We start from the raw sequence: 20,539 nt of genomic DNA on the forward strand, positions 1-20,539 counted from the left end.
CTGACGCTGCCAGCGACTGTAGATATCGGGAAGCAGGGTGCGGGCCTCCTCCGACGTGACCAGGCGCGCACCCCGCGGCGGCGGCAACTCCTTGCGGAAGGCCGTGAAGCGGCGGTCGATCGTGTAGTCGACGCCCTGCGTCGCTGCTCCGTACCCGAATCGCTCGTAGATGGTCGCTTCGCTCGCCGTGAGGACGGACAGCGGCTTGCCGGCGGCCTCGAAGCGCTCGTGCTGAGCGGTGAACATGCGGCGGAGGATCCCGCGTCGGCGATGGGTCGGAGCGACCGACACCCAGGACACACCCGTGGCCGGCAGAGTCGCGCCGCCGGGCACCGTCACATCCATCGGGAAATGCATGGTGACCCCGACGGGAAGATCCCCGTCGCACGCGAGGTAGATCTCCGACGATGCCGTCAGCAGCTTCGTCTCGGCCATGTCGTCGCTGTTCTGGTGCTCGCCGAACGCATGAGCATCCAGGAGGGCGATGGCGTCCCAGTCGTCCTCGGTGGCGGTGCGGATGGTGATCGTGTCGTCGGTAGTCATCGCTGGTCAGCTTATCGGGCCGTACCGTCCGTGCCGACGAGATGCCCGACCCTGCGATGATGGACCGGTGGTACACGTCGTCGACATCACCGACCCCGAAGATTCCCGACTCGACGATTTCCGGGACTTGAACTCCTCGGATCGCCGCCCCGACCTGCCGGAGGGCAAGGGTCTGGTCATCGCCGAGGGCGTGCTGGTGGTGCAGCGCCTCGTCACCTCACGGTTCGAACCGCACGCATTCCTCGGGGTGGACCGACGGCTCGGCGAGCTCGCCGACGACCTGGTGGACGTCGACGTGCCCTTCTACCGCGCGAGCGCCGAGGTGATGGCCGAGGTCATCGGGTTCCACCTCAACCGAGGTGTGCTCGCGGCAGCGCACCGACCTCCGCCTCTCGACCTCGCGGACGTCGTGGCCGGCGCCCGCACCGTCGCCATCCTGGAGGGCGTCAACGACCACGAGAACCTGGGATCGATGTTCCGCAATGCCGCCGGGTTGGGCGCGGACGCGGTGTTGTTCGGGGGAGCGTGCGCCGACCCGCTGTACCGACGCTCGGTGCGCGTGTCGATGGGCCACGTCCTGCGGGTCCCCTTCGCTACCGTCCCCGACTGGCCTCGCGGGCTGTCGGTGCTGCGCGACAACGGGTTCCAGCTGGTGTCCTTGACGCCGAACCCGTCAGCCACACCGCTCGCCGACGCGATGACGGGTGAGAAGGTGGCGCTGCTGCTGGGCGCCGAGGGTCCGGGTTTGACGGAACATGCCATGCGCGCCACCGACGTTCGGGCGCGCATACCCATGGCGCCGGGAACGGACTCGCTGAACGTGGCCACCGCGGCAGCCATGGCGTTCTACGAGCGTGTGCGCCTGGGGTCGAGTCACTGACGGCGTCGGAAAAGACCGCGCTTCTTCTTCGACTCGTCCGGGCGGTCCGTCTCGACGGGCGGCCGTGAGTCGGGAGGGGGAGCCGCGTTCGGATCACGCATCGAGAAGTCGCACAACAGAACCGACGCCGGATCGGTGTCGCCGTCCCGTGCGCCGCCGATCATGCGCACGCCCAGCCAGTGGGCACTCGCGGCGTCGGCGAATTCCTGTGGGTGGAACGGCAGTGCCTGCGGATCGGGATAGTTCTCCCCGTCGAACTGCAGCGGATGCTCGCCCGACCAGAACGGCCGCTCCCACGGGAAGGGCAGACCCTCGTCCTCGTGGATGTAGGTCGGGCCGGCGCTGAACGAGCGCTTCAGGTTCCCGGAGTCCCACTCCGCGAACGCACCCCACGCATGTTCACGTTCGGACGCGACCAGGAGGGTGTGCTTCGCGGCTACCAGCGTCGTCCAGTTCTCCCCGAGTGTCGACGGCCGGACCGCCGCGGGCTCGGACGCACAGACGACGGTGATTCCGGGGTAGCAGCCGATCAGCACACGGTCGGGTTCGGCGGCGACGGCGAAGGCCGTCAGCGGAGCCATGCCGACAAGGGTCGGTTCCAGACCGGGGTGGAGCTTTCTGGCGAGAGCCGACGCGGCGTCGACATCGGACTGGACTCCGGACCGCAACACGGCCACCGGATCCGGTGCATCGACGAACCACAACGCTGCTGTACCCACCCCCACCGGGCGCCCCTCTCTCGTCGTCCGGTTCCAGACGGTCACTGTCGTGGTCGAACTGCCCTATCGGCCGTTGCTGCGAACTCCCAGCAAGACATCCTCCCACGACGGCATGGCGGGCTTACCCCGTTTGTCCTTCGTGCTGGGATGCGACGGTGCGGGCTTCGGCTGGACGGTCTCGGTGTCGGTCGGTGCCTCGTCGGTCGGCGTCTCCGGGGCCTCGGCCGCGGGCTGCTCGTTGTCGGACTCGACGCCGTAGTAGTCGTCCAGAGTCTGCTGCGACGGCGCGTCCTGATCCGCCGCGACCGCGACGGGAGCGAGGCCGCGCAGCTGCCGACCGAAGTCCGGGTCGATCAGTTCCGACGCCGCATCGTCCAGCGGAGTGACGCTGCCACCGTGCGCATCCGGCTGGAAACGCCAGTGCGCGGTGTTCGTCGTGCGACCCGCAGGCCAGGTCAGCTGAGCGATCCAGTGGTTGTCCTCGTCGCGCCAGGCATCCCACTCGGCGAGGTCCATCGAATGGCCGCGGCCGCGGAACGCCAGGCCCACGATCTCCACGAGCGTCAGGACGGCGGGACCGTCGGCACGCAGGGGGTGGCCCTGCTGCGCCAGTTCGGCAGCGCGGGAACGCTCCAGCAACACGGGGTGGGCGTAGCGCTCCACCTTGCTCGCCGGCATTCCCGACTCCTTGGCCACCTGCTCGATGGAGGCGCCGGATCGGATACGCGCCTGGATTTCGCGCGGTCGCATCAGAGAGTCCATCTCGATCTCGATCTGTCCGAGTCGCGCGACGTCGCCTCGAGCGGCGGCACGCAACTTCTCGTCGGCCGGCAGACGGAACTTCTCGCCGGAGGAATCGGCACAGACGATGTTCTTACCGTCGGACGCCAGGCCGATCACGTGGATCTCTCGCACGATCACTCCTTTGCGTCGCGAAGGGCTCCGGCTCCCGGGTGCTCGAAGATCGAGCGCGAGGCCGGCTTCGGTGCCTCCCCCGACTGTAATGCACCACAGTGCAGCAGCCGGGGGGACACGCAGTGCGGGTCAGGCGAGGTGCTCGACCACATGGTCGATGCATGCCGTCAGGGCCGTGACGTCGTCGGGCTCCACGGCGGGGAACATGCCGACGCGCAGCTGGTTGCGGCCGAGCTTGCGGTACGGCTCGGTGTCGACGATGCCGTTGGCGCGCAACGTCTTCGCGACGGCCGCAGCGTCGACCTTCTCATCGAAGTCGATGGTGCCGACCACCTGCGAGCGGTGCTTCGGATCGGTGACGAACGGCGTCGCGAACTCCGACTTCTCGGCCCAGTCGTACAGACGAGACGACGAGTCGGCGGTCCGTGAGGTCGCCCAGTCCAGACCACCCTTGCCGTTCAGCCACTCGATCTGATCCGCGAACAGCAGGAGCGTCGCCACCGCGGGGGTGTTGTACGTCTGGTTCTTGCTGCTGTTGTCGATCGCGATGGGCAGCGACAGGAAGTCGGGAACCCAACGCTTGCTCGCCGCGATCTCGTCGACACGGGCCAGGGCAGCGGGGCTCATCAGCGCCACCCACAGGCCGCCGTCCGCAGCGAAGTTCTTCTGCGGAGCGAAGTAGTAGACATCCGAATCCGCCACGTTCACGGGCAGTCCGCCGGCGCCCGAGGTCGCGTCGATCGCGATGAGGGCGTTTTCCGAGCCCGCCGGGCGCGACACGGGAATGGCGACACCCGTCGAGGTCTCGTTGTGAGCCCACCCGATCAGGTCCACCGACGGATCCGACGTGGGCTCCGGGGCGCTGCCCGGCTCCGCGGAGACGACGATCGGGTCACCGATGAACGGGTTCGCCTTGGCCACCGACGCGAACTTCGAGCTGAACTCACCGTTGGTGAGGTGCAGCGACTTCTCCTTGATCAGGCCGAACGCCGCGGCATCCCAGAACGCGGTGGTGCCACCGTTGCCCAGCACGACCTCGTAGCCGTCGGGAATGGTGAACAGCTCGCGCAACCCGTCGCGCACCCGTCCCACCACGTCCTTGACCGGCTTCTGGCGATGGCTGGTGCCGAACACCGAGGCACCCACGTCCACCAGGGACTGCAGCTGCTCGGGCCGAACCTTCGACGGACCGCACCCGAAGCGTCCGTCACCGGGCTTGAGGTCGGAAGGAATGGTCAGGTTCTCGGCCATACGGGGTTCGCGTCCTTAGTTTCGTGTGGGCGTTACCGGCGTGATCAGGGTAGTGCAGCGGTGAGGAGGGTCGTGCACCCCGTTCGGTCACGTGCACCCCCGATGTCAAGAGCATCACGCGAACTGTGGAGCGCCGTCCCCGGGCTCGACGTGGTCGTGGACCGTGCCGGGTTCACCGATCACGCTCGACGGGTGAATTTCGGCGAGGAGACATGGACGCGTGCCCGGTTGCTCGCGTGCGGAATGACCGACAACCAGATCCGGCGTGCTGTTGCACGCGGCGTCCTGTCGACGGTGCGCCCGGGCGTGGACGTCGCGCGCTCTGTTCTCGAGGGCTCGTCTGCCGACGTCAAACATCTGCACAGTGTTCGTGCAGCCTCGGTGTCGGCCGGTGTCGTCAGCCACCAGTCGGCTGCTCTCGTGCACGGCTTCTCCTTGTGGGAACCCGATCTGACGTTGGTGCACGTGACCGTCGATCGTGCGACGGGCGGCAGGATCACCACGCGGAGGCATGTGCACGTCGGGCCGCTCCCAGCCGACGACGTGGTGTCGGTCGACGGTCTCCAGGTGACGAGCGCCGCTCGAACCATCGCCGACCTCAGCCGCACTCTCGACTTCGAGGCGGCGGTCTGCGTGGGGGACTCCGCGCTGAACTCGGGGTCGACGACTATCGACGCGATCCGAGCGTGCCTGGACTCGGCTCCTACCCGTGGTGGGACCTCCGCGCGCCGGGTCGTCGACTTCCTCGACCCACGGAGCGAGAGTATCGGCGAATCCAGGAGTCGGGTGATGCTGAGAGCCCTCGGCATGCCTGCTCCGGAATTGCAGATCTCGGTGCTCGATCCCGCGGGGCGGCTCATCGGACGTCCGGACTTCCTGTTCGACCGGCAGGGAGTGATCGGGGAGTTCGACGGCTTCGTGAAGTACTCGTCCCTGGTGCCGAAGGGGAGCAGTCCGAGTCGGGTCGCCTTCGCCGAGAAGCGACGGGAAGACGAGTTCCGGTCGTACGGGTGGATGGTGGTGCGCTGGGTGTGGTCCGAGTTGGCGACGCCTGACGTCGTCGGGCGTCGGCTGCGCCGGGCCTTCGACATTGCGGCGACGATGCCCACGCCGTGTACTGGTCGTCGTTGATGCACCGCCGTTCGCGTGGCGCACTCCCGATAGGGGGTGCGCCAGACGAATCGGGGTGCGCCACCGACCCCCACCTACCTCACGCGATCGTGTTCCACCCCTCCACGCTCTCGGGGGAGCGGGGGTCGGGGCCGGTGTAGATGGCGGCGGGGCGCACGAGCTTGCCGAGGCGCTTCTGTTCGAGGATGTGGGCGCACCAGCCGGCGGTGCGGCCGCAGGTGAACATGGCGGGCATCATGTGCGCGGGTACTTCGGCGAAGTCGAGGATGACGGCGGCCCAGAATTCGACGTTGGTCTCGATGGCGCGGTCGGGGCGGCGTTCGCGGAGCTCGGTCAGTGCGGCCTGTTCGAGGGCGGCGGCGACCTCGAAGCGCGGTGCGTTCAGGCGCTGGGCGGTGGCGCGAAGGACGCGGGCGCGGGGGTCCTCGGCGCGGTAGACGCGGTGCCCGAAGCCCATGAGCTTTTCTTTCCGGTCGAGGATGCCCTTGACCAGTGCCCGTGCGTCGCCGGACTTCTCGACCGCCTCGATCATGGGGAGGACGCGGGCGGGGGCGCCGCCATGCAGGGGGCCGGACATGGCGCCGATGGCTCCGGAGAGGGCTGCGGCGACGTCGGCGCCGGTGGAGGCGATGACGCGGGCGGTGAAGGTGGAGGCGTTCATGCCGTGTTCGGCGGCGGAGACCCAGTAGGCGTCGATGGCCTCGGTGTGGGCCGGGTCCGGGTCGCCCTTCCACCGGGTCATGAATCGTTCTGTGACAGTGGAGCACTGGTCGATCCGCGCCTGGGGGACGGCCGGTTGGTAGATCCCTCGCGCGGACTGGGCGACGTAGGACAGTGCCATCACGGAGGCGCGTGCGAGGTGTTCGCGGGCGGTGTCGTCGTCGATGTCGAGAAGCGGCTCGTAGCCCCAGATGGGGGCGAGCATCGCGAGTCCGGCCTGTACGTCGACGCGGACGTCGCCGGTGTGGATGGGGAGAGGGAACGGCTCGGCCGGGGGTAGACCGGGACCGAAGCGTCCGTCGACGAGCAGCGCCCACACGTTGCCGAAGGTGACGCCCTTGCCGACGAGGTCTTCGATGTCGACGCCGCGGTAGCGCAGGGCGCCGCCGTCCTTGTCGGGTTCGGCGATGTCGGTGGTGAACGCGACAACCCCTTCGAGCCCGGCGACGAAGCCCTCCGGTACGACGGTGTTCTGGGCCATCTGATCCCTCGTTCCCTGTGTCCGCGCGGTCCTCGTCCATGGCCGGACCGGCATGTCATCGCACCATAGTGGGTACGGGTGGCACCCGGAAAACTCGGGAGTAGCGTCTGCGCGGTGACCGAGAACATCGACCTGGCGGATATGCGGGTGGCGTATGGCGGGGACGACGATCTCGAGGAGAGCGACCTCGCCGGCGGCTGGCTCGCGCTCGCCCGCGCGTGGTTGCAGCAGGCGATCGACGCGCGTCTGCCGGAACCGAATGCCATCACGCTCGGCACCGTCGACGCGCAGGGGCGACCGGCCACTCGAACGGTGCTCTGCAAGGAGATCTCGACCGACGGCGTCGTCTTCTTCACCAACTACGGCTCGGCGAAAGCCCAGCATCTGGCGGCGACACCGTTCGCGTCCGCGACATTCCCGTGGATCGGTATCCAGCGTCAACTCACGGTGCGCGGACCGGTCACGCGAGTGAGCGCCGACGAGACGGCTGCCTACTGGGCCACCCGGCCGCGGGGGTCGCAGCTCGGTGCGTGGGCGTCGCAGCAGTCCAGCCCGATCGGATCGCGCCAGGATCTGGAACGGCAACTTGCCGACGTGACGGACAGGTTCGAGAACCAGGACGTGCCGGTTCCTCCGAACTGGGGCGGCCTCCGCATCGCACCCGAGTCCGTCGAGTTCTGGCAGGGCCGGAACAACCGTCTGCACAACAGGCTGGTGGTCACGGCGTCCGGCGTCGAACGTCTGCAACCGTGAAACTCCTCGCCGACACCACTCCTCTCCAGAACCCCGATTATCGACGCCTGTGGGCGTCGGGCGTCGTCACGGTCATCGGCGCCCAGCTCTCGGTCGTCGCTGTGCCGCAACAGATCTTCCAGATCACGTCGAGCTCGGCGTACGTAGGACTCGCGGGTGCTTTCGCGTTGGTTCCTCTCGTCGTGTTCGGGCTGTGGGGCGGGGCGTTGGCCGACGTGATGGACCGGCGCACCCTGCTGATGATCACCACGGTGGGGATCGGCGCGACGTCGTTCATGCTGTGGCTGCAGGCGCACCTGGGGCTGAACAATGTGTGGATCGTGTTGGTGTTGCTCGCCGTGCAGCAGGGCTTCTTCGCGGTGAATCAGCCGACGCGCAGCGCCATCATTCCGCGCCTGATTCCGCTGCGGCAGTTGCCCGCTGCGAATTCGCTGAACATGACGGTGTTCAATTTCGGTGCCATCGCGGGGCCCATGCTCGCCGGCGCATTGATTCCCGCTTTCGGTCTGCCGACGCTGTATCTGCTCGACACCATCGCGCTGTCGGTCACGCTGTGGGCAGTCGCGCGACTGCCGAAGATTCCACCGACGGGGGAGTCCCGACGCGCGGGTCTGCGCGAGGTCTTCCAAGGGTTCGCCTACCTGGCGACGCAGAAGGTGTTGCTGGCCTCGTTCGTCGTCGACATCATCGCGATGGTGTTCGGAATGCCGCGGGCCCTGTTCCCTGAGGTGGCCACCGAAACGTTCGGCGACCCGGCCGAGGGTGGACTCGTCCTCGGTCTGCTGTTCGCGTCGCTGTCGGCGGGTGCGGTGCTGGGAGGCGTGTTCTCGGGCTGGTTGCCGCGGGTGCGGCGTCAGGGTGTCGCCGTGATCGCGTGCATCGTGGTGTGGGGCGGCGCGATGATCGGGTTCGGTATCTCCGTGGCGCTCGCGACCGTCGGCCAGCGGGGGTGGGCGCTGTACATGGCGTTGGGCTTCCTGGCGATCGGCGGCGGCGCCGACATGATTTCCGCCGCGTTCCGGAGCTCGATGCTGCAATCCGTCGCCACCGACGACATGCGGGGCAGGTTGCAGGGCGTCTTCATCGTCGTGGTCGCGGGCGGTCCACGAGTCGGCGACGTCCTGCACGGTGCGGCCGCCTTCATGGTGGGCACTGCCGCGGCGGCGGCCGGAGGGGGTGTGCTGGTGATCGTCGGGGTGATGATCGCAGCCCTCGCGATCCCGGCGTTCGTGAAATACCGCGTCACCGCTCAGACCTGAGCGGTGCGGCGGCACACCTCCGCCCAGGGCGTGGGCTCGATACCCAGCATCTGCTGTGACCGCGTCGACTCGAGGACGTAGGGCGCGGTGCGCTGGTAGGACAGCTGGTTCAGCTCCCGCAGCATCGGCACGGCGAGACCCGCAGCCCGCGTGATCAGCCGGGGTACGACGCGTACGGGCACCGGGGGTCTGCCCACGGCCCCGAGTGTGTCGGTGATCGCTTGTCGCAGTGTCACAGCGGGATTGGTCGGCGCGTGCCACACCTGTCCCCACGATTCGGGGGTGTCGACGGCGGCGATCAGCGCTCGCGCCTCGTCGAGGACGTCGGTGAACGAGTGCGGCACGTCGGCTGCATCGATCGCCCAGACGGCCTTGCCGTCCAGTGCAGCGGGGAGGAGGCGCGTGACGTGGCCGTTCGCGCCCACTCCCGTTCCCATGTAGTCCGAACCGCGTACCTCGACTGCCCGCAGAGTTCCGGCGCGGTGCGCGTCGGCGAGGTCGCGCCACATCTGGGCCCGCAGCATTCCCTTGTGGTCGGTGGCGGCGTCGGGCATTCCCTCGCGCATGACACCGTCGGCGACGGGCCCGTACGGGTACAGCGTGCCGGTGACCGCCAGGACGGCGCCTGTCCGTTCGGCGGCGGTGCGCAGCGACCGGGCCAGCGGCGGCCACACCTGATGCCACTGTGTGTAGTCGCTGGGGTTCGCGCAGTTGTACAGCGCACGGGCGCCTTCGGTGAGCGCGCTGAGAGCGTCGGCGTCGGAAGCATCCGCGGCGGCGGCTGTGACACCCGGGACGGCGGTGCCGCGGCGGGAGACGAGGACGACCTCGGAGCCGCGGTCGGCGAGGAGGCGGGCGACATGGGTACCGACGGGGCCGGCCCCGACGACGACGTGACGATCGGACATGGGAAACACCTTCCGTAGTGGAGAGCACCGCTCTCTCCATAACTATGAGAGCACCGCTCTCGAAAGTCAAGAGCGGTGCTCTCGGTTACTGTGAAGGCATGCCCACGCCCCGCGAAACCGCACGCACGGAGACGATGGCCGCGATCCTGAGCGCCGCACGGACACAGCTCGCCGAGGTCGGTCCCGCGTCGCTGTCGCTGCGGGCGGTGGCGCGGGAGATCGGCATGGTGTCCTCGGCCGTCTACCGCTACGTGGCGAGCCGGGACGACCTGCTCACCGCGTTGATCGTGCAGTGCTATGACGAGGTCGGCGCCGCTCTCGAAGACGCGGATCCGCGGGGTGGGAAGCCTCTCGACCGCTGGGTGGCTGTGTGTGACGCATTGCGGTCCTGGTCCGCGGCGCACCCCCACGAGTACGCGCTGCTGTACGGCTCGCCCGTGCCCGGCTACCGCGCTCCCCGCACGACGGTGGTTCCCGCCACCCGGCCCACCCTCGTGATGGTGAGCATCGTCGTCGATGCCTACCGATCGGAGCCGCCGACGACCATCGAGCCCGGCCTCTATTCGCCGGCGCGCGACTTCGTCGTGCAGCACTTCCGCGAGACCCGCGGGGAGGACGTGAGTGGCGTGATGACGGACGACCTGGTGGCCCGCACCTTGTCCGCGTGGATCACCGTGTTCGGCGCCGTGTCGTTCGAGCGCTTCGGCCACCTGGTCGGCGTCACCGAGGACACCGGCGCGTTCTACGCCGACATCGTGCGGGATCTGGCGGCGTCGCTCGGTCTCAGTGAAAGGTGAGGTGCCACACCGCGAGTGCGGCCAGCGCGCCGGCGCCGTTGAGCGCCCAGTGCAGCCCGATGGGGGCGATGATGCTGCCGCCACGATGGCGTAGCCAGGTGAAGACGAAGCCGGCCAGGGTGGTCCCGGCGACGGCGCCGCACACGCCGATGATCTGACCGAAGAGGCCGGTTCCCAGCACGGCGGAGAAGCCGTCGTTGCCCACCGTCAGGCCGAGTGACGACGCCACGTGCCACAGGCCGAAGAGCAGCGAACCGATGACGGCGACCGCACGAATGCCGAAGCGCCGCGACAATTTCGCGTGCAGGACGCCGCGGAACGCGAGCTCCTCGGGAACGACTGTCTGGAGCGGAATGATGACCAGGGCCGCAAACAGCGTGGCGCCGACGTTGACGCCGTACCGCTCGTTGAGGAAGGCGCTCTGCGTCAGCGGTATCGACGCGGCGATGGCGACGACGAGAAGCGTGATGCCCGCCGCGGCGGCGCCGTGACGGGCTCCGCGTCCGACGTTGCTCAGACCCAGGTCGCTCCACTGGAGGCCGCGCGCACGGGCGAAGGCGAGCAGCAGCAGGGCGCCGACCGGCACCGCGGCGACCGCGATGGGGGTCGGCGCGAAGTGCGCGGTCAGGTTGAAGACCACCAGGGCCGCGACGACCACGACGATGTCGACGAGGGTCCTGTCGACCCAGCGGCGGGGTGCCACCGGTTCGGTGGCGACGGCGACTGTGGACACCCGATCCACCGTACAGAGAACGACGCGACATACCGGGGCGGTAGCGTGCTGACATGGTCGACGACGCGCCATCCGCCCTGTCCCACTCTCTGCGCCACGGTGCGTACCGCGCCGACGTCGCCGCCACCGGTGCGGGTCTGCGTGCCCTCGAGCACGCCGGCCGGCGACTCACCGAGACGTGGGAGGCGGGCGTCAAACCCCCGTTGTCGGCGGGGCTGGTTCTCGCACCATGGCCGAACCGCACCCGCGACGGCCGCTTCACCTTCGACGGCGAGACGCATCAGCTCGAGATCACCGAGCCTGCCAGGAACAACGCGAGCCACGGACTGGTCCGTCGGCGCGAATGGGACGTCGCCGAGCGGTCCGACTCGTCGATCACCCACACTATCGACATCGGCGGCGAACAGGGATGGCCGTTCGCACTCCGCCTGACCGCTCGGCACAGCCTCGGCGACGACGGATTGACCGTCACTCACACGGCGACGAACATCGGGGATCGCGCGGCGCCGTTCGGCATGGGCGTCCACTCCTTCGTCCGCGCGGGCGACGCTCCTCTCGACGAGTGCACGCTGCGACTCTCGGCGGGTGTGCGCTTGCCGCTCGACTCGGAACGCAACCTGCCCAGCGGCGGCCCCGTGCCCGTCAAGGGCACGGATCTCGACTTCGCCGAGGCGCGGAGCCTGTCAGGGGTCTGGCTCGACACCCCGTTCAGCGCCCTCGTCCCCGACGCGGACGGCATCGCGCGGCAGTACCTGACGCCGCCGGACAGCGCGGCCACCGTGCTGTGGACCGATGCGAACTTCCCGTGGGTGCAGGTGTTCACGGCCGACCCCGACCACGATCAGGCGTACCCGGACCGCGGCCGGGCGCTCGCGATCGAACCCATGACGTGCCCGCCCGACGCGCTCAATTCCGGTGTGGGACTGATCGTTCTGCAGCCGGGCGAGACGTGGACCGGACAGTGGGGGATCAGCGCATGAGCATCCTCGTGTGCGGTGAGGCGCTCGTGGACCTGGTGCCGGACCGGGCCGGTGGCGGGCCCACCCTGACACCCAAGCTGGGCGGCGGCCCGTTCAACGTCGCGGTAGCGCTCGGTCGGCTGGGCGCGGACGTGCAGTTCCTCTCGCGTATTTCCCGCGACCCGTTCGGCCGCGACCTCGTGGCGTGGCTCGAGGCGTCGAACGTCGGGCTCGATCATCTCCAGCGTGGACCGGAGCTCACCACGCTCGCCCTGACGGTGCTCGACGCGAACGGCGCCGCGGAGTACTCCTTCTATGCCGACGGCACCGCGGACCGACTCGTCCAGGAGCCCGCCGACATTCCCGATTCGATCACCGCGGCCTCGTTCGGCACGCTGTCCCTGCTGTACGAGCCGGGGGCGAGTGTCTACGCGTCGATCCTCGCCCGCGTGCACGAGGCCGGGGTCCTGACGATGCTCGATCCGAACATCCGTCCGGCGGCGATGACCGACGCCGACGGGTACCGCACCCGGTTCCGGTCGTGGCTTCCGTCCGTCGACATCCTCAAGGTCTCGGTCGAAGACGCGGCGTGGTTGGGCGAGGGTGTAGGCGGATCGACCGTCGACGACTGGCTCGCCGCGGGAGTCACCGCCGTCGTCGTCACGCGGGGTGGTGACGGTCTGTCCGTCGTCACGGCGGACGGCGAGACGACGGTTCCGGGAGTCTCCGTCGATGTTGCGGACACGATCGGTGCAGGTGACACGGTGCACGGCGCGATCCTGCACCACCTGACGGAGCAGGGCGTGCGGTCGTCCGGAGACGTGCGTGGACTGGCCGGCGAGCAGTGGACGGCGGCTCTGTCGTTCGCCGCGCGGGCAGCCGCCATCACCGTGTCGCGCCCCGGTGCGGACCCTCCCTGGGCGGACGAGGTCGGCGACGACTAGTTTTATCGAGACACCACAAGTTCCGTTACACCGAGCTCGAGAGGGACCATTCGTGCCCGCTGAGAATGCCGACAACGCCGCTACCGCCAAGCTGATCTATCCCGGTGGCGAACACGATATGACCATCGCGAAAGCGACCGAGGGCAACGACGGTATCGAGCTGGGCAAACTGCTCGCGAACACCGGGTACACCACGCTCGACGGCGGGTTCGTCAACACGGCCTCCACCAAGTCGGCGATCACGTACATCGACGGTGCCGAGGGGATCCTGCGCTACCGCGGATACCCCATCGACCAGCTTGCCGAGAAGTCGTCGTTCATCGAGGTCAGCTACCTGCTGATCTACGGGGAGTTGCCCACCTCGGTCGAGTTGGAGAACTTCACCGACCGCATCCGTCGGCACACTCTGCTGCACGAGGACCTCAAGCGCTTCTTCGACGGCTTCCCGCGCAACGCGCACCCGATGCCCGTCGTGTCGTCCGCGGTCAACGCGCTGTCGGCGTACTACCAGGACTCGCTGGACCCGAACGATCCCGAGCAGGTCGAGCTCTCGACGATTCGTCTGCTGGCCAAGCTGCCGACCATCGCGGCCTACGCCTACAAGAAGTCGGTCGGACAGCCGTTCCTGTACCCGGACAACTCGAAGAGCTACGTCGAGAACTTCCTGCGCATGACGTTCGGTTTCCCGGCCGAGCCGTACGAGGCCGACCCGGAGATGATCAAGGCTCTCGACATGCTGCTCATCCTGCATGCGGACCACGAGCAGAACTGCTCGACCTCGACGGTGCGCCTGGTCGGCTCGTCGAACGCCAACCTGTTCACGTCCATCTCGGGCGGTATCAACGCACTGTGGGGCCCGCTGCACGGCGGCGCCAACCAGGCCGTGCTCGAGATGCTCTACCGCATCCAGAGCGAGGGCGGCGACAGCGCCGACTTCCTCAAGCGGGTCAAGAACAAGGAGGACGGTGTCAAGCTCATGGGCTTCGGACACCGCGTCTACAAGAACTACGACCCGCGTGCAGCGATCGTCCGCAAGACGGCGCACTCGATCCTCGAGAAGCTCGGCACCAACGACGAGCTGCTCGACATCGCGATGAAGCTCGAAGAGGTCGCCCTGTCCGACGACTACTTCGTCGAGCGCAAGTTGTACCCGAACGTCGACTTCTACACGGGCCTGATCTACCGCGCCATGGGCTTCCCGGAGCGCATGTTCACCGTGTTGTTCGCACTCGGCCGTCTGCCCGGCTGGATCGCGCACTGGCAGGAGATGCACCAGGACCCGAACGCCAAGATCGGTCGGCCCCGTCAGATCTACACCGGCTACACCGAGCGCGGCTACGAGGGCATCGACGGCCGCTGATCGGTCGTTTCCCGCACCACACGGACGGCGCGGTGCGTCAGAACTTCCGGTTCTCCAACACCGGCAGGTTCCGACGCACCGCGCCGATCTCGTCCGTGTCGACGTCGATCGTAAGCATTCCGGGCGCCGAGTTGAGCTGGTCCAGCACGTGTCCGGTGGGGGAGACCACCATCGAGTTGCCGACGCCGACGGGTGCGGATCCGGTGATCTCGATTCCTGATTCCGCCGGGTCCGCCTGACCGCAGGCAGCGATGAACGTGGTGGAGTCGAGCGCCCGTGCGCGGGCGAGCAGCGTCCACTGGTCGACCTTGCCGGGCCCGCGGCCCCAGGACGCCGGCACCACCGTCAGCAGGGCTCCGCGGTCGGCGAGCGTCTGGAACAAACCGGGGAAACGGATGTCGTAGCACGTGGCGAATCCGACTCCCACGCCGTCGATGTCCGCCACGACGGGATCGGAACCCGGTGCGACGGTGTCGGATTCGGCGAAACCGAACGCGTCGAACAGGTGGATCTTGTCGTACGAGGTGTCGACGCCACCGCCGGTGATCAGCAGCGTGTTGCGCACCCGCTCGTCGCCTCCGACGGCAGGAGTGAACATTCCGGCGACGACGGTGATGCCGGCGTCGTCGGCGATGCCGCGCACCGCGGTCGCCCAGGGGCCGTCGAGGGGCTCGGCGACATCTGCGATGGAGCCGCCGAAGCGGCGCATGGTGGCTTCGGGAAGGACGCACAGTCGGGCGCCCGCGTCCACGGCGTCACGGACGGAGGAGCGGACCAGGTCGATGTTTTCCTGCGGATCGCGGGAGGCGGTGATCTGGGCGAGGCTGATTCTCATACGTGACTCCTGACGGTGACGTGCGGAACGGGAGAGCTGGTATACACACAGTATGCAAGAGCAGTCCGGTCGTGAACGCGCCTACGGCTATCTCCGTGACCGCGTGCTGTCCGAACCGGCGTTCACGGGGACGTTCCTGAACGAGGGCGAGTTGGCGTCGCAGATCGGAGTGTCGCGCACTCCGGTCCGAGAAGCGTTGCTGCTGTTGGTATCCGAGGGTCTGGTCGAGATGGTGCGGGGCCGCGGGGCGTACGTGCCGCCGATGTCCGGACGGCAGATCGGCGAACTGATGGACCTTCGCGGCGTTCTCGAACGGCATGCCGCCGAGCGCGCGATCACCGCCGGCAACGTCCCGATCGAGACGATGACGTCCATGTTGGAGCAGCAGGAAGCTCTGGCGACGGGAGCAGCGGAGGACCATGCCCGGTCCTTCATCGACCTGGACGGCACGTTCCATCAGGAACTCATCGACTCGGCCGGGAGCGAGCTGCTGTCCCGGACGTATGCGGGACTGCGAGCACGACAGTTGCGCGCAGGATTGTCGGCCCTGTTCGGGGCGCCCGACCGCAAGCGCCAGGTGTGCACCGAACACCGCGCGATCGTCGACGCCTTGGCGTCGGGCGATCCGGCGCGTGCCGCGGCGGAGATCGATGCACACCTGGATGTCACGATGCGGATTCTGCTGCGGGGCTGAGGTTCTTGCGCACGTACTCCTCTTCCTCGGCGGGGTCCGGGCCGCGGCCCAGGATCAGTCCGACGATCGTCAGCACTCCCATCGCCATGATGTAGACGAACACGGGCACCCAGCTGTCGATCCGGTCGAGAAGGAACGTGAACACCAGTGGGGCGATCGCGCCGCCGAAGACACCGGCGATCGTGTACGCCAGGGAACTTCCCGTCGACCGCAGGCGTAACGAGAACTGTTCGGTGACGAATGCGGCTTGCGGCCCGTACATGAACGAGTGGAACGTCAGCCCGACGACGATGCCGACGACCAGCATGGCGAACGAACTGCCGCCGATGAGGATGAAGAAAACAGCGACCCAGGCCACCCCGCCGATGGCGGCGACCCCGTAGACCAGCCGACGATTGACGATGTCCGACACGGCGCCGGCCAGCGGGATCGTGACCAGCTGGAACGCCGAACCGATCAGGACGGCGGTCAGGACCTCGCTGCGGACGAATCCGAGTTTCTGCACGCCGTAGGTGATGGAGAAGACGGTGAACAGCGCGTACATGACGTCGGGGGCGATACGGGAGAGGATCGCGGCGATCAGCGGACGTGACTGCTCACGGAACACCTCGGTGATCGGTGCTTCGGGACGGTCGCCGCTCTCCTGGAGGGCTTTGAAGACCGGGGTGTCCTCGAGCTTCAGGCGGATCCAGAGACCGAATCCGACGAGGACTGCCGACAGCAGGAACGCCACGCGCCATCCCCACGACTCGAACTGATCCTCGGTGAGGAAGAACGTGAGAGCGGCCAACGCGCCGTTGGCCATCAGGTTGCCGGCCGGCGGGCCGATCTGGGCTGCGGACGACCAGAATCCTCGCCTGCGCGGATTGCCGTACTCGCTCGACAGCAGCACCGCGCCGCCCCATTCGCCGCCGACGGCGATGCCCTGGGCGAACCGGAGGGCGACCAGGATGATGGGCGCCGCGACGCCGATGGTCGCGTAGCCGGGGAGCAGGCCGATGAGGAACGTCGTGATGCCGATCAGCAGCAGCGTGATCACGAGCAGTTGTTTGCGACCGATGACGTCGCCGAGTCGGCCGAAGACGAATCCGCCGATGGGTCGAGCGACGTATCCGACCGCGTACGTGGAGAACGCGAGGAGCGTCCCCGTCAGCGGGTCGCTCTGCGGAAAGAAGATGATCGGGAAGATCAACGCGGCCGACGCGGAGTAGACGGCGAAGTCGTACCACTCGAGCGCCGTACCGGTCAGGCTGGCAGCGAAAGCCTTGGTCAGCGCCGTCCGATCGGGACGGATCAGCTGCCCGCTCTCGTGTGTCGTGCCGTCCATGAGGTGTCCTTTCGGGTGTCGTAGTTCATATACTTGCTGTATACAAGACGTATGCGCAACCCCTCGGGCGCAACGAAACGTAGTGGTGACAGGAGCGAAACATGACGACACTGACCTTCGAACTTCCCGACGGCTCATCCGAATCGGTGACTGTGACTACCCTGCTCAATGCCGGCTATGCCGGGCGTGATCAGGCAGAAGTCGCCTCCCACATCGCCGAACTCGCCGAGCTCGGCGTTCCGGCCCCCACCGCCACACCCGCGATGTATCCCGTCTCGCCCTACCTCGCGCAGCAGACCTCGCACGTGGACGTCCAGCACGGGCGCACGTCCGGGGAGGCCGAGTGGGCGCTGGTGATCACCGGACCCGGGCGTGACGACGTGCTGCTGACCGCCGCGTGCGATCACACCGACCGTGAGCTCGAGGTGCACAGCGTCGCGTGGAGCAAGAACGCGTCGCCGGACGTGCTGGGCTCCACGGCCTGGCGACTCGCGGACGTCCGCGACCGTCTCGACGACATCACGCTGCGGGCGTGGGTGGGGGAGTCGGACGCGACGACGCTGATCCAGGACGGTTCTCTGGCGGACCTGCTGACCCCCGACCACTGGCTCGACGTCCTGGAGGAGCGTGGGTTGTTCTCCGCCGGAACGGTGCTTCTGTCCGGAACCGTGTCGATGATCGCGGGGGTGGATCAGTTCGCCGGAGCGTGGAAGGTCGAGATGCACGATCCCGCCACCGACACCCGGTCGACCTGCGCCTATCGGGTCGCGGAGATGCCGTCCCCGATCGGGTGAGCACCCTCACGGTAGAATCGGCAGGTACTGATCAACGTTGTTCGGTATCAATCGACTACAGGAGTTCTTGTGACCAAGCCCGAGATCGAGTTCCAGGCCGGCCCCCCTCCCACAGACCTCGTGGTCGAGGACATCACGATCGGTGACGGCGAAGAGGCTGTTCCCGGCGGCACCGTCGAGGTTCACTACGTCGGCGTCGAATTCGACACGGGCGAGGAATTCGACTCGTCGTGGAACCGCGGAGAGTCCATCACCTTCCCGCTGCGTGGCCTGATCCAGGGCTGGCAGGACGGCATTCCCGGCATGAAGGTGGGCGGGCGTCGTCAGCTCACCATCCCGCCCGAGCTGGCCTACGGCCCCGCGGGCGCCGGGCATCGACTGTCCGGCAAGACTCTCGTGTTCGTGATCGACCTGCTCAACGCCTGAGGTCAGCGCACCTCCAGCACCAACCTCGCGCCGCCCAGCGGGCTCGACTCCAAGCGCACGGTTCCCCCGTGCAGATGAGCCTGCTGGGCGACCAGCGCCAGTCCCAGACCGGACCCGCCCGCCGCGGCGCGTGTTCCCCGTTCGAATCGTCCGAACACGCGCTCCCGCTCGTCCTCGGGCACGCCGGTTCCGTTGTCGTCCACGATGATTCGGCTGCTCCCGTCTTGCAACCGTTCGACGGTGATGACGACGGACGTCGCTTCTCCGTGACGGACGGCGTTGAGTACGGCGTTGTCCAGTGCCAGACGCAGCCCCGTCGGGTGGCCCAGGGCCGTGACCGGGCCGGCCGCCTCCACGCGCACGTGCAGGGACGGCATCGTCCGTTCCGCATCCCTGGCCACCAGGTCGGCGACCTCGACCACGTCGATGCTCACGCGATCCGCGGCCGATGTCAGCTCACCCGTCGCCAACCGTTCGAGCGCCGCCAGCGTCGACTCCACCCGGCCCTGCGTCCGATGGAGATCGCCCAGGATCTCGCGACGCTGGTCCTCGGACAGGTCGAGGGTGCGCAGCACCTCGATGTCCGTGCGCATCGCCGTCAGGGGCGTCCGCAGTTCGTGTGCCGATACGGCCGCGAAATCGCGGGCGGTCTCGAGCGCGCTCTCCGTTCGTTCCTGAGCGTCGGAGACGCGTTGGAGCATGTCGCCCACGGCGGCGGCCAACGCATCCGCTTCGCGCACCCCGGTGGACTTGCGCGGCGGCGTCGGCGGGTCCTTCGCGACGTCGCGGGTGAGCCGCATCAACGGCCGGACGGCACGGCCGCCGAAGATCCACCCCAGCACCGTCGAGGCGCTGACGGCCAGCGCCCCGGCCTGCAACACCTGTCGTTGCTGGTCGTCGGTGATGTCCTGCGCCTCCGAGAGCGGCACCCCGATGGAGACCTCGGCGTCCTGCCGATCGGGAACCACGGCTGTGTACACGCGGAACGGGGTTCCGTCGACATCGGCGGTCGACGAGCCCAGGGTCAGGTCCGGAAGTTCAGGCTGCGTACTCGCGCGCACGGTGTCGGCCTGGCGGATCGTGATGGCGAACGCCTCCGACCGACTGAGGCTGCCCAGGAAGACCTCGAACGTCTGCGCGCGCGGAACCACGACGTCGGAGGCGGTCTGTAGTCGACGATCGAGCTGCATGATGTTGTTCCGGGAGATCGCCGCGGCAACGTACCAGCCCACCAGCGACACGATGACGATCGCGCCCAGCGCGGTGGCGGCCGCGACACGCGCTCGCAGCGAGAACGGGCGCCGCGTCACGCAGATGTCCGCACGACGAATCCGACACCCCGCACGGTGTGCAGGATGCGTGGGGCGCCACCGACTTCCATCTTCCGACGCAGATAGCCGACGAAGACGTCCACGACGTTGGTGTCGGCGACGAAGTCGTACCCCCACACCAGTTCGAGGAGACGCTCGCGGCTGAGCACCACACCCGAGTTGCGCGCCAGCACCGCGAGCAGTTCGAACTCGCGCTTGGTCAGGTCGAGTGGACGCCCGTTCATCGCGGCACGGTGTCCGGGCTCGTCGACGCTCAGCGGTCCGACGACCATGGCGGGTACAGACGCCGACGCGACCGAGCCGGGTCCGCCTCGTCGGCGCAGCATCGCCTTGATGCGCGCGACCAGTTCCGCGAGGACGAACGGCTTGGTCAGGTAGTCGTCGGCACCGGATTCGAGGCCGGCGATGCGGTCGTCCACCGAGCTGCGGGCGCTCAGGACGCAGACGGGAATGTCGTTGCCGCGCGCCCGGAGCGCGGTCACCACTCCGTTGCCGTCGAGTACGGGCATGTTCATGTCGAGCACCACCACGTCGGGGTCGTGGGTGCCGACGAGGTCGAGTGCCGAGGCCCCGTCCCGCGCGGTGATGACGGTGAATCCCGACAGGCGCAGTCCGCGCTCGATGGAGCCCAGAACATCCACGTCGTCGTCGACCACGAGCACTGTCGCGGGCCGGTCGGAGTCGGTCGTGGGTTCGGTCATGGGTCGATTGTGCCGAACCGGGCGCAGAAACGACCGCGCCGGTCACATCTGCGCAACATTCCCGGAATCAACGGTCTC

22 protein-coding genes are annotated in these 20,539 nt (G+C 68.1%); 11 read left to right on the forward strand and 11 right to left on the reverse strand.

Annotation, left to right across the window (positions count from 1 at the left end; translation table 11 throughout):
* Positions 1-543, reverse strand: a 543-nt coding sequence (locus tag RU01_RS17580; protein ID WP_042575883.1) for a GNAT family N-acetyltransferase, incomplete at its 3' end; no start/stop codon positions are given.
* Positions 544-610: 67 nt separating this feature from the next.
* Here RU01_RS17580 and RU01_RS17585 point away from each other — a divergent pair.
* Positions 611-1,423 carry a TrmH family RNA methyltransferase gene (locus tag RU01_RS17585; RefSeq protein ID WP_042575884.1) on the forward strand — a complete coding sequence of 271 codons (813 nt, stop codon included), beginning with the start codon at positions 611-613 and terminating at the stop codon, positions 1,421-1,423.
* Here the strand turns inward: RU01_RS17585 and RU01_RS17590 are convergent.
* The 3 genes from RU01_RS17590 to serC all read right to left on the reverse strand — a co-directional run bounded on the left by RU01_RS17590 (position 1,417) and on the right by serC (position 4,308).
* Positions 1,417-2,148: a DUF6928 family protein gene (locus RU01_RS17590; RefSeq protein WP_042575885.1), complete on the reverse strand. Its 732-nt coding sequence runs from the start codon at positions 2,146-2,148 to the stop codon at positions 1,417-1,419. The genes RU01_RS17585 and RU01_RS17590 overlap by 7 nt on opposite strands.
* Positions 2,149-2,205: 57 nt before the next feature.
* Positions 2,206-3,057, reverse strand: coding sequence for a septation protein SepH (gene sepH, locus RU01_RS17595; RefSeq protein WP_042575903.1), 852 nt, complete (start codon positions 3,055-3,057; stop codon positions 2,206-2,208).
* 129 nt (positions 3,058-3,186) lie between these two features.
* Entirely contained in the window at positions 3,187-4,308 is a 1,122-nt protein-coding gene (serC, locus tag RU01_RS17600) for a phosphoserine transaminase (protein ID WP_042575886.1), read from the reverse strand.
* 102 nt (positions 4,309-4,410) lie between these two features.
* Here serC and RU01_RS17605 point away from each other — a divergent pair, with 102 nt between their 5' ends.
* Positions 4,411-5,439, forward strand: coding sequence for a hypothetical protein (locus tag RU01_RS17605; protein ID WP_197074810.1), 1,029 nt, complete (start codon positions 4,411-4,413; stop codon positions 5,437-5,439).
* A 79-nt stretch (positions 5,440-5,518) separates the two neighbouring features.
* On the opposite strand, the gene RU01_RS17610 is transcribed toward RU01_RS17605, so the two are convergent.
* A complete protein-coding gene (locus RU01_RS17610) occupies positions 5,519-6,640 on the reverse strand; it encodes a citrate synthase 2 (protein ID WP_042575887.1) in 1,122 nt (373 codons plus the stop codon).
* A gap of 141 nt (positions 6,641-6,781) precedes the next feature.
* On the opposite strand from RU01_RS17610, the gene pdxH reads away from it, so the two are divergent.
* Together pdxH and RU01_RS17620 are read left to right on the forward strand one after the other, a co-directional pair.
* Positions 6,782-7,393, forward strand: a complete 612-nt coding sequence (gene pdxH / locus RU01_RS17615; protein WP_042575905.1) for a pyridoxamine 5'-phosphate oxidase — start codon at positions 6,782-6,784, stop codon at positions 7,391-7,393.
* A complete protein-coding gene (locus RU01_RS17620) occupies positions 7,390-8,652 on the forward strand; it encodes an MFS transporter (protein ID WP_042575888.1) in 1,263 nt (420 codons plus the stop codon). The genes pdxH and RU01_RS17620 overlap by 4 nt, the downstream gene beginning before the upstream one ends.
* Here the strand turns inward: RU01_RS17620 and RU01_RS17625 are convergent.
* Positions 8,643-9,560: an NAD-dependent epimerase/dehydratase family protein gene (locus RU01_RS17625; protein ID WP_042575889.1), complete on the reverse strand. Its 918-nt coding sequence runs from the start codon at positions 9,558-9,560 to the stop codon at positions 8,643-8,645. The genes RU01_RS17620 and RU01_RS17625 overlap by 10 nt on opposite strands.
* Before the next feature lie 98 nt (positions 9,561-9,658).
* On the opposite strand from RU01_RS17625, the gene RU01_RS17630 reads away from it, so the two are divergent.
* Positions 9,659-10,357, forward strand: coding sequence for a TetR/AcrR family transcriptional regulator (locus tag RU01_RS17630; RefSeq protein WP_042575890.1), 699 nt, complete (start codon positions 9,659-9,661; stop codon positions 10,355-10,357).
* On the opposite strand, the gene RU01_RS17635 is transcribed toward RU01_RS17630, so the two are convergent.
* A complete protein-coding gene (locus tag RU01_RS17635) occupies positions 10,344-11,090 on the reverse strand; it encodes a CPBP family intramembrane glutamic endopeptidase (protein ID WP_231568758.1) in 747 nt (248 codons plus the stop codon). The genes RU01_RS17630 and RU01_RS17635 overlap by 14 nt on opposite strands.
* 53 nt (positions 11,091-11,143) lie before the next feature.
* Here RU01_RS17635 and RU01_RS17640 point away from each other — a divergent pair, with 53 nt between their 5' ends.
* Genes RU01_RS17640 through RU01_RS17650 form a run of 3 tightly spaced genes read left to right on the forward strand, consistent with a single transcriptional unit; the run spans position 11,144 to position 14,353 of the window.
* Entirely contained in the window at positions 11,144-12,070 is a 927-nt protein-coding gene (locus RU01_RS17640; RefSeq protein WP_042575891.1) for an aldose 1-epimerase family protein, read from the forward strand.
* Positions 12,067-12,993 carry a carbohydrate kinase family protein gene (locus RU01_RS17645; protein WP_042575907.1) on the forward strand — a complete coding sequence of 309 codons (927 nt, stop codon included), beginning with the start codon at positions 12,067-12,069 and terminating at the stop codon, positions 12,991-12,993. Before RU01_RS17640 ends, RU01_RS17645 begins: the two co-directional genes overlap by 4 nt.
* 52 nt (positions 12,994-13,045) lie before the next feature.
* Positions 13,046-14,353 (forward strand): citrate synthase, encoded by a 1,308-nt coding sequence (locus tag RU01_RS17650; protein WP_082043216.1) that lies wholly within the window; start codon positions 13,046-13,048, stop codon positions 14,351-14,353.
* A gap of 37 nt (positions 14,354-14,390) precedes the next feature.
* Here the strand turns inward: RU01_RS17650 and RU01_RS17655 are convergent, their stop codons facing one another.
* Positions 14,391-15,188 carry a carbon-nitrogen hydrolase family protein gene (locus tag RU01_RS17655; protein ID WP_042575892.1) on the reverse strand — a complete coding sequence of 266 codons (798 nt, stop codon included), beginning with the start codon at positions 15,186-15,188 and terminating at the stop codon, positions 14,391-14,393.
* A gap of 52 nt (positions 15,189-15,240) precedes the next feature.
* On the opposite strand from RU01_RS17655, the gene RU01_RS17660 reads away from it, so the two are divergent.
* The gene (locus tag RU01_RS17660; RefSeq protein ID WP_042575893.1) at positions 15,241-15,882 is read left to right on the forward strand and encodes a GntR family transcriptional regulator; all 642 of its coding nucleotides are present in this window, start codon (positions 15,241-15,243) and stop codon (positions 15,880-15,882) included.
* On the opposite strand, the gene RU01_RS17665 is transcribed toward RU01_RS17660, so the two are convergent.
* Positions 15,854-17,209 carry an MFS transporter gene (locus RU01_RS17665; RefSeq protein WP_042575894.1) on the reverse strand — a complete coding sequence of 452 codons (1,356 nt, stop codon included), beginning with the start codon at positions 17,207-17,209 and terminating at the stop codon, positions 15,854-15,856. The genes RU01_RS17660 and RU01_RS17665 overlap by 29 nt on opposite strands.
* A gap of 101 nt (positions 17,210-17,310) precedes the next feature.
* Here RU01_RS17665 and RU01_RS17670 point away from each other — a divergent pair, with 101 nt between their 5' ends.
* Positions 17,311-18,003 carry a DUF2848 domain-containing protein gene (locus RU01_RS17670; protein ID WP_042575895.1) on the forward strand — a complete coding sequence of 231 codons (693 nt, stop codon included), beginning with the start codon at positions 17,311-17,313 and terminating at the stop codon, positions 18,001-18,003.
* 69 nt (positions 18,004-18,072) lie between these two features.
* The gene (locus tag RU01_RS17675; protein ID WP_042575896.1) at positions 18,073-18,429 is read left to right on the forward strand and encodes an FKBP-type peptidyl-prolyl cis-trans isomerase; all 357 of its coding nucleotides are present in this window, start codon (positions 18,073-18,075) and stop codon (positions 18,427-18,429) included.
* 2 nt (positions 18,430-18,431) lie between these two features.
* On the opposite strand, the gene RU01_RS17680 is transcribed toward RU01_RS17675, so the two are convergent.
* Together RU01_RS17680 and RU01_RS17685 are read right to left on the reverse strand one after the other, a co-directional pair.
* Positions 18,432-19,739 (reverse strand): sensor histidine kinase, encoded by a 1,308-nt coding sequence (locus tag RU01_RS17680; protein ID WP_042575897.1) that lies wholly within the window; start codon positions 19,737-19,739, stop codon positions 18,432-18,434.
* Positions 19,736-20,461 carry a response regulator transcription factor gene (locus tag RU01_RS17685; protein ID WP_042575898.1) on the reverse strand — a complete coding sequence of 242 codons (726 nt, stop codon included), beginning with the start codon at positions 20,459-20,461 and terminating at the stop codon, positions 19,736-19,738. The genes RU01_RS17680 and RU01_RS17685 overlap by 4 nt, the downstream gene beginning before the upstream one ends.
* Positions 20,462-20,539 lie beyond the last annotated feature (78 nt).

The organism is Rhodococcus sp. MEB064 (genome assembly GCF_000834565.1).
Classification (GTDB): Bacteria; Actinomycetota; Actinomycetes; order Mycobacteriales; family Mycobacteriaceae; genus Rhodococcoides.

Bases quoted from the DNA above. Each gene is read 5' to 3' on its own strand.
- serC (WP_042575886.1), bottom strand. From the start codon at position 4,308: ATGGCCGAGAACCTGACCATTCCTTCCGACCTCAAGCCCGGTGACGGA.
- RU01_RS17605 (WP_197074810.1), top strand. From the start codon at position 4,411: ATGTCAAGAGCATCACGCGAACTGTGGAGCGCCGTCCCCGGGCTCGAC.
- RU01_RS17610 (WP_042575887.1), bottom strand. From the start codon at position 6,640: ATGGCCCAGAACACCGTCGTACCGGAGGGCTTCGTCGCCGGGCTCGAA.
- pdxH (WP_042575905.1), top strand. From the start codon at position 6,782: ATGCGGGTGGCGTATGGCGGGGACGACGATCTCGAGGAGAGCGACCTC.
- RU01_RS17625 (WP_042575889.1), bottom strand. From the start codon at position 9,560: ATGTCCGATCGTCACGTCGTCGTCGGGGCCGGCCCCGTCGGTACCCAT.
- RU01_RS17630 (WP_042575890.1), top strand. From the start codon at position 9,659: ATGCCCACGCCCCGCGAAACCGCACGCACGGAGACGATGGCCGCGATC.
- RU01_RS17640 (WP_042575891.1), top strand. From the start codon at position 11,144: ATGGTCGACGACGCGCCATCCGCCCTGTCCCACTCTCTGCGCCACGGT.
- RU01_RS17645 (WP_042575907.1), top strand. From the start codon at position 12,067: ATGAGCATCCTCGTGTGCGGTGAGGCGCTCGTGGACCTGGTGCCGGAC.
- RU01_RS17655 (WP_042575892.1), bottom strand. From the start codon at position 15,188: ATGAGAATCAGCCTCGCCCAGATCACCGCCTCCCGCGATCCGCAGGAA.
- RU01_RS17660 (WP_042575893.1), top strand. From the start codon at position 15,241: ATGCAAGAGCAGTCCGGTCGTGAACGCGCCTACGGCTATCTCCGTGAC.
- RU01_RS17665 (WP_042575894.1), bottom strand. From the start codon at position 17,209: ATGGACGGCACGACACACGAGAGCGGGCAGCTGATCCGTCCCGATCGG.
- RU01_RS17670 (WP_042575895.1), top strand. From the start codon at position 17,311: ATGACGACACTGACCTTCGAACTTCCCGACGGCTCATCCGAATCGGTG.
- RU01_RS17685 (WP_042575898.1), bottom strand. From the start codon at position 20,461: ATGACCGAACCCACGACCGACTCCGACCGGCCCGCGACAGTGCTCGTG.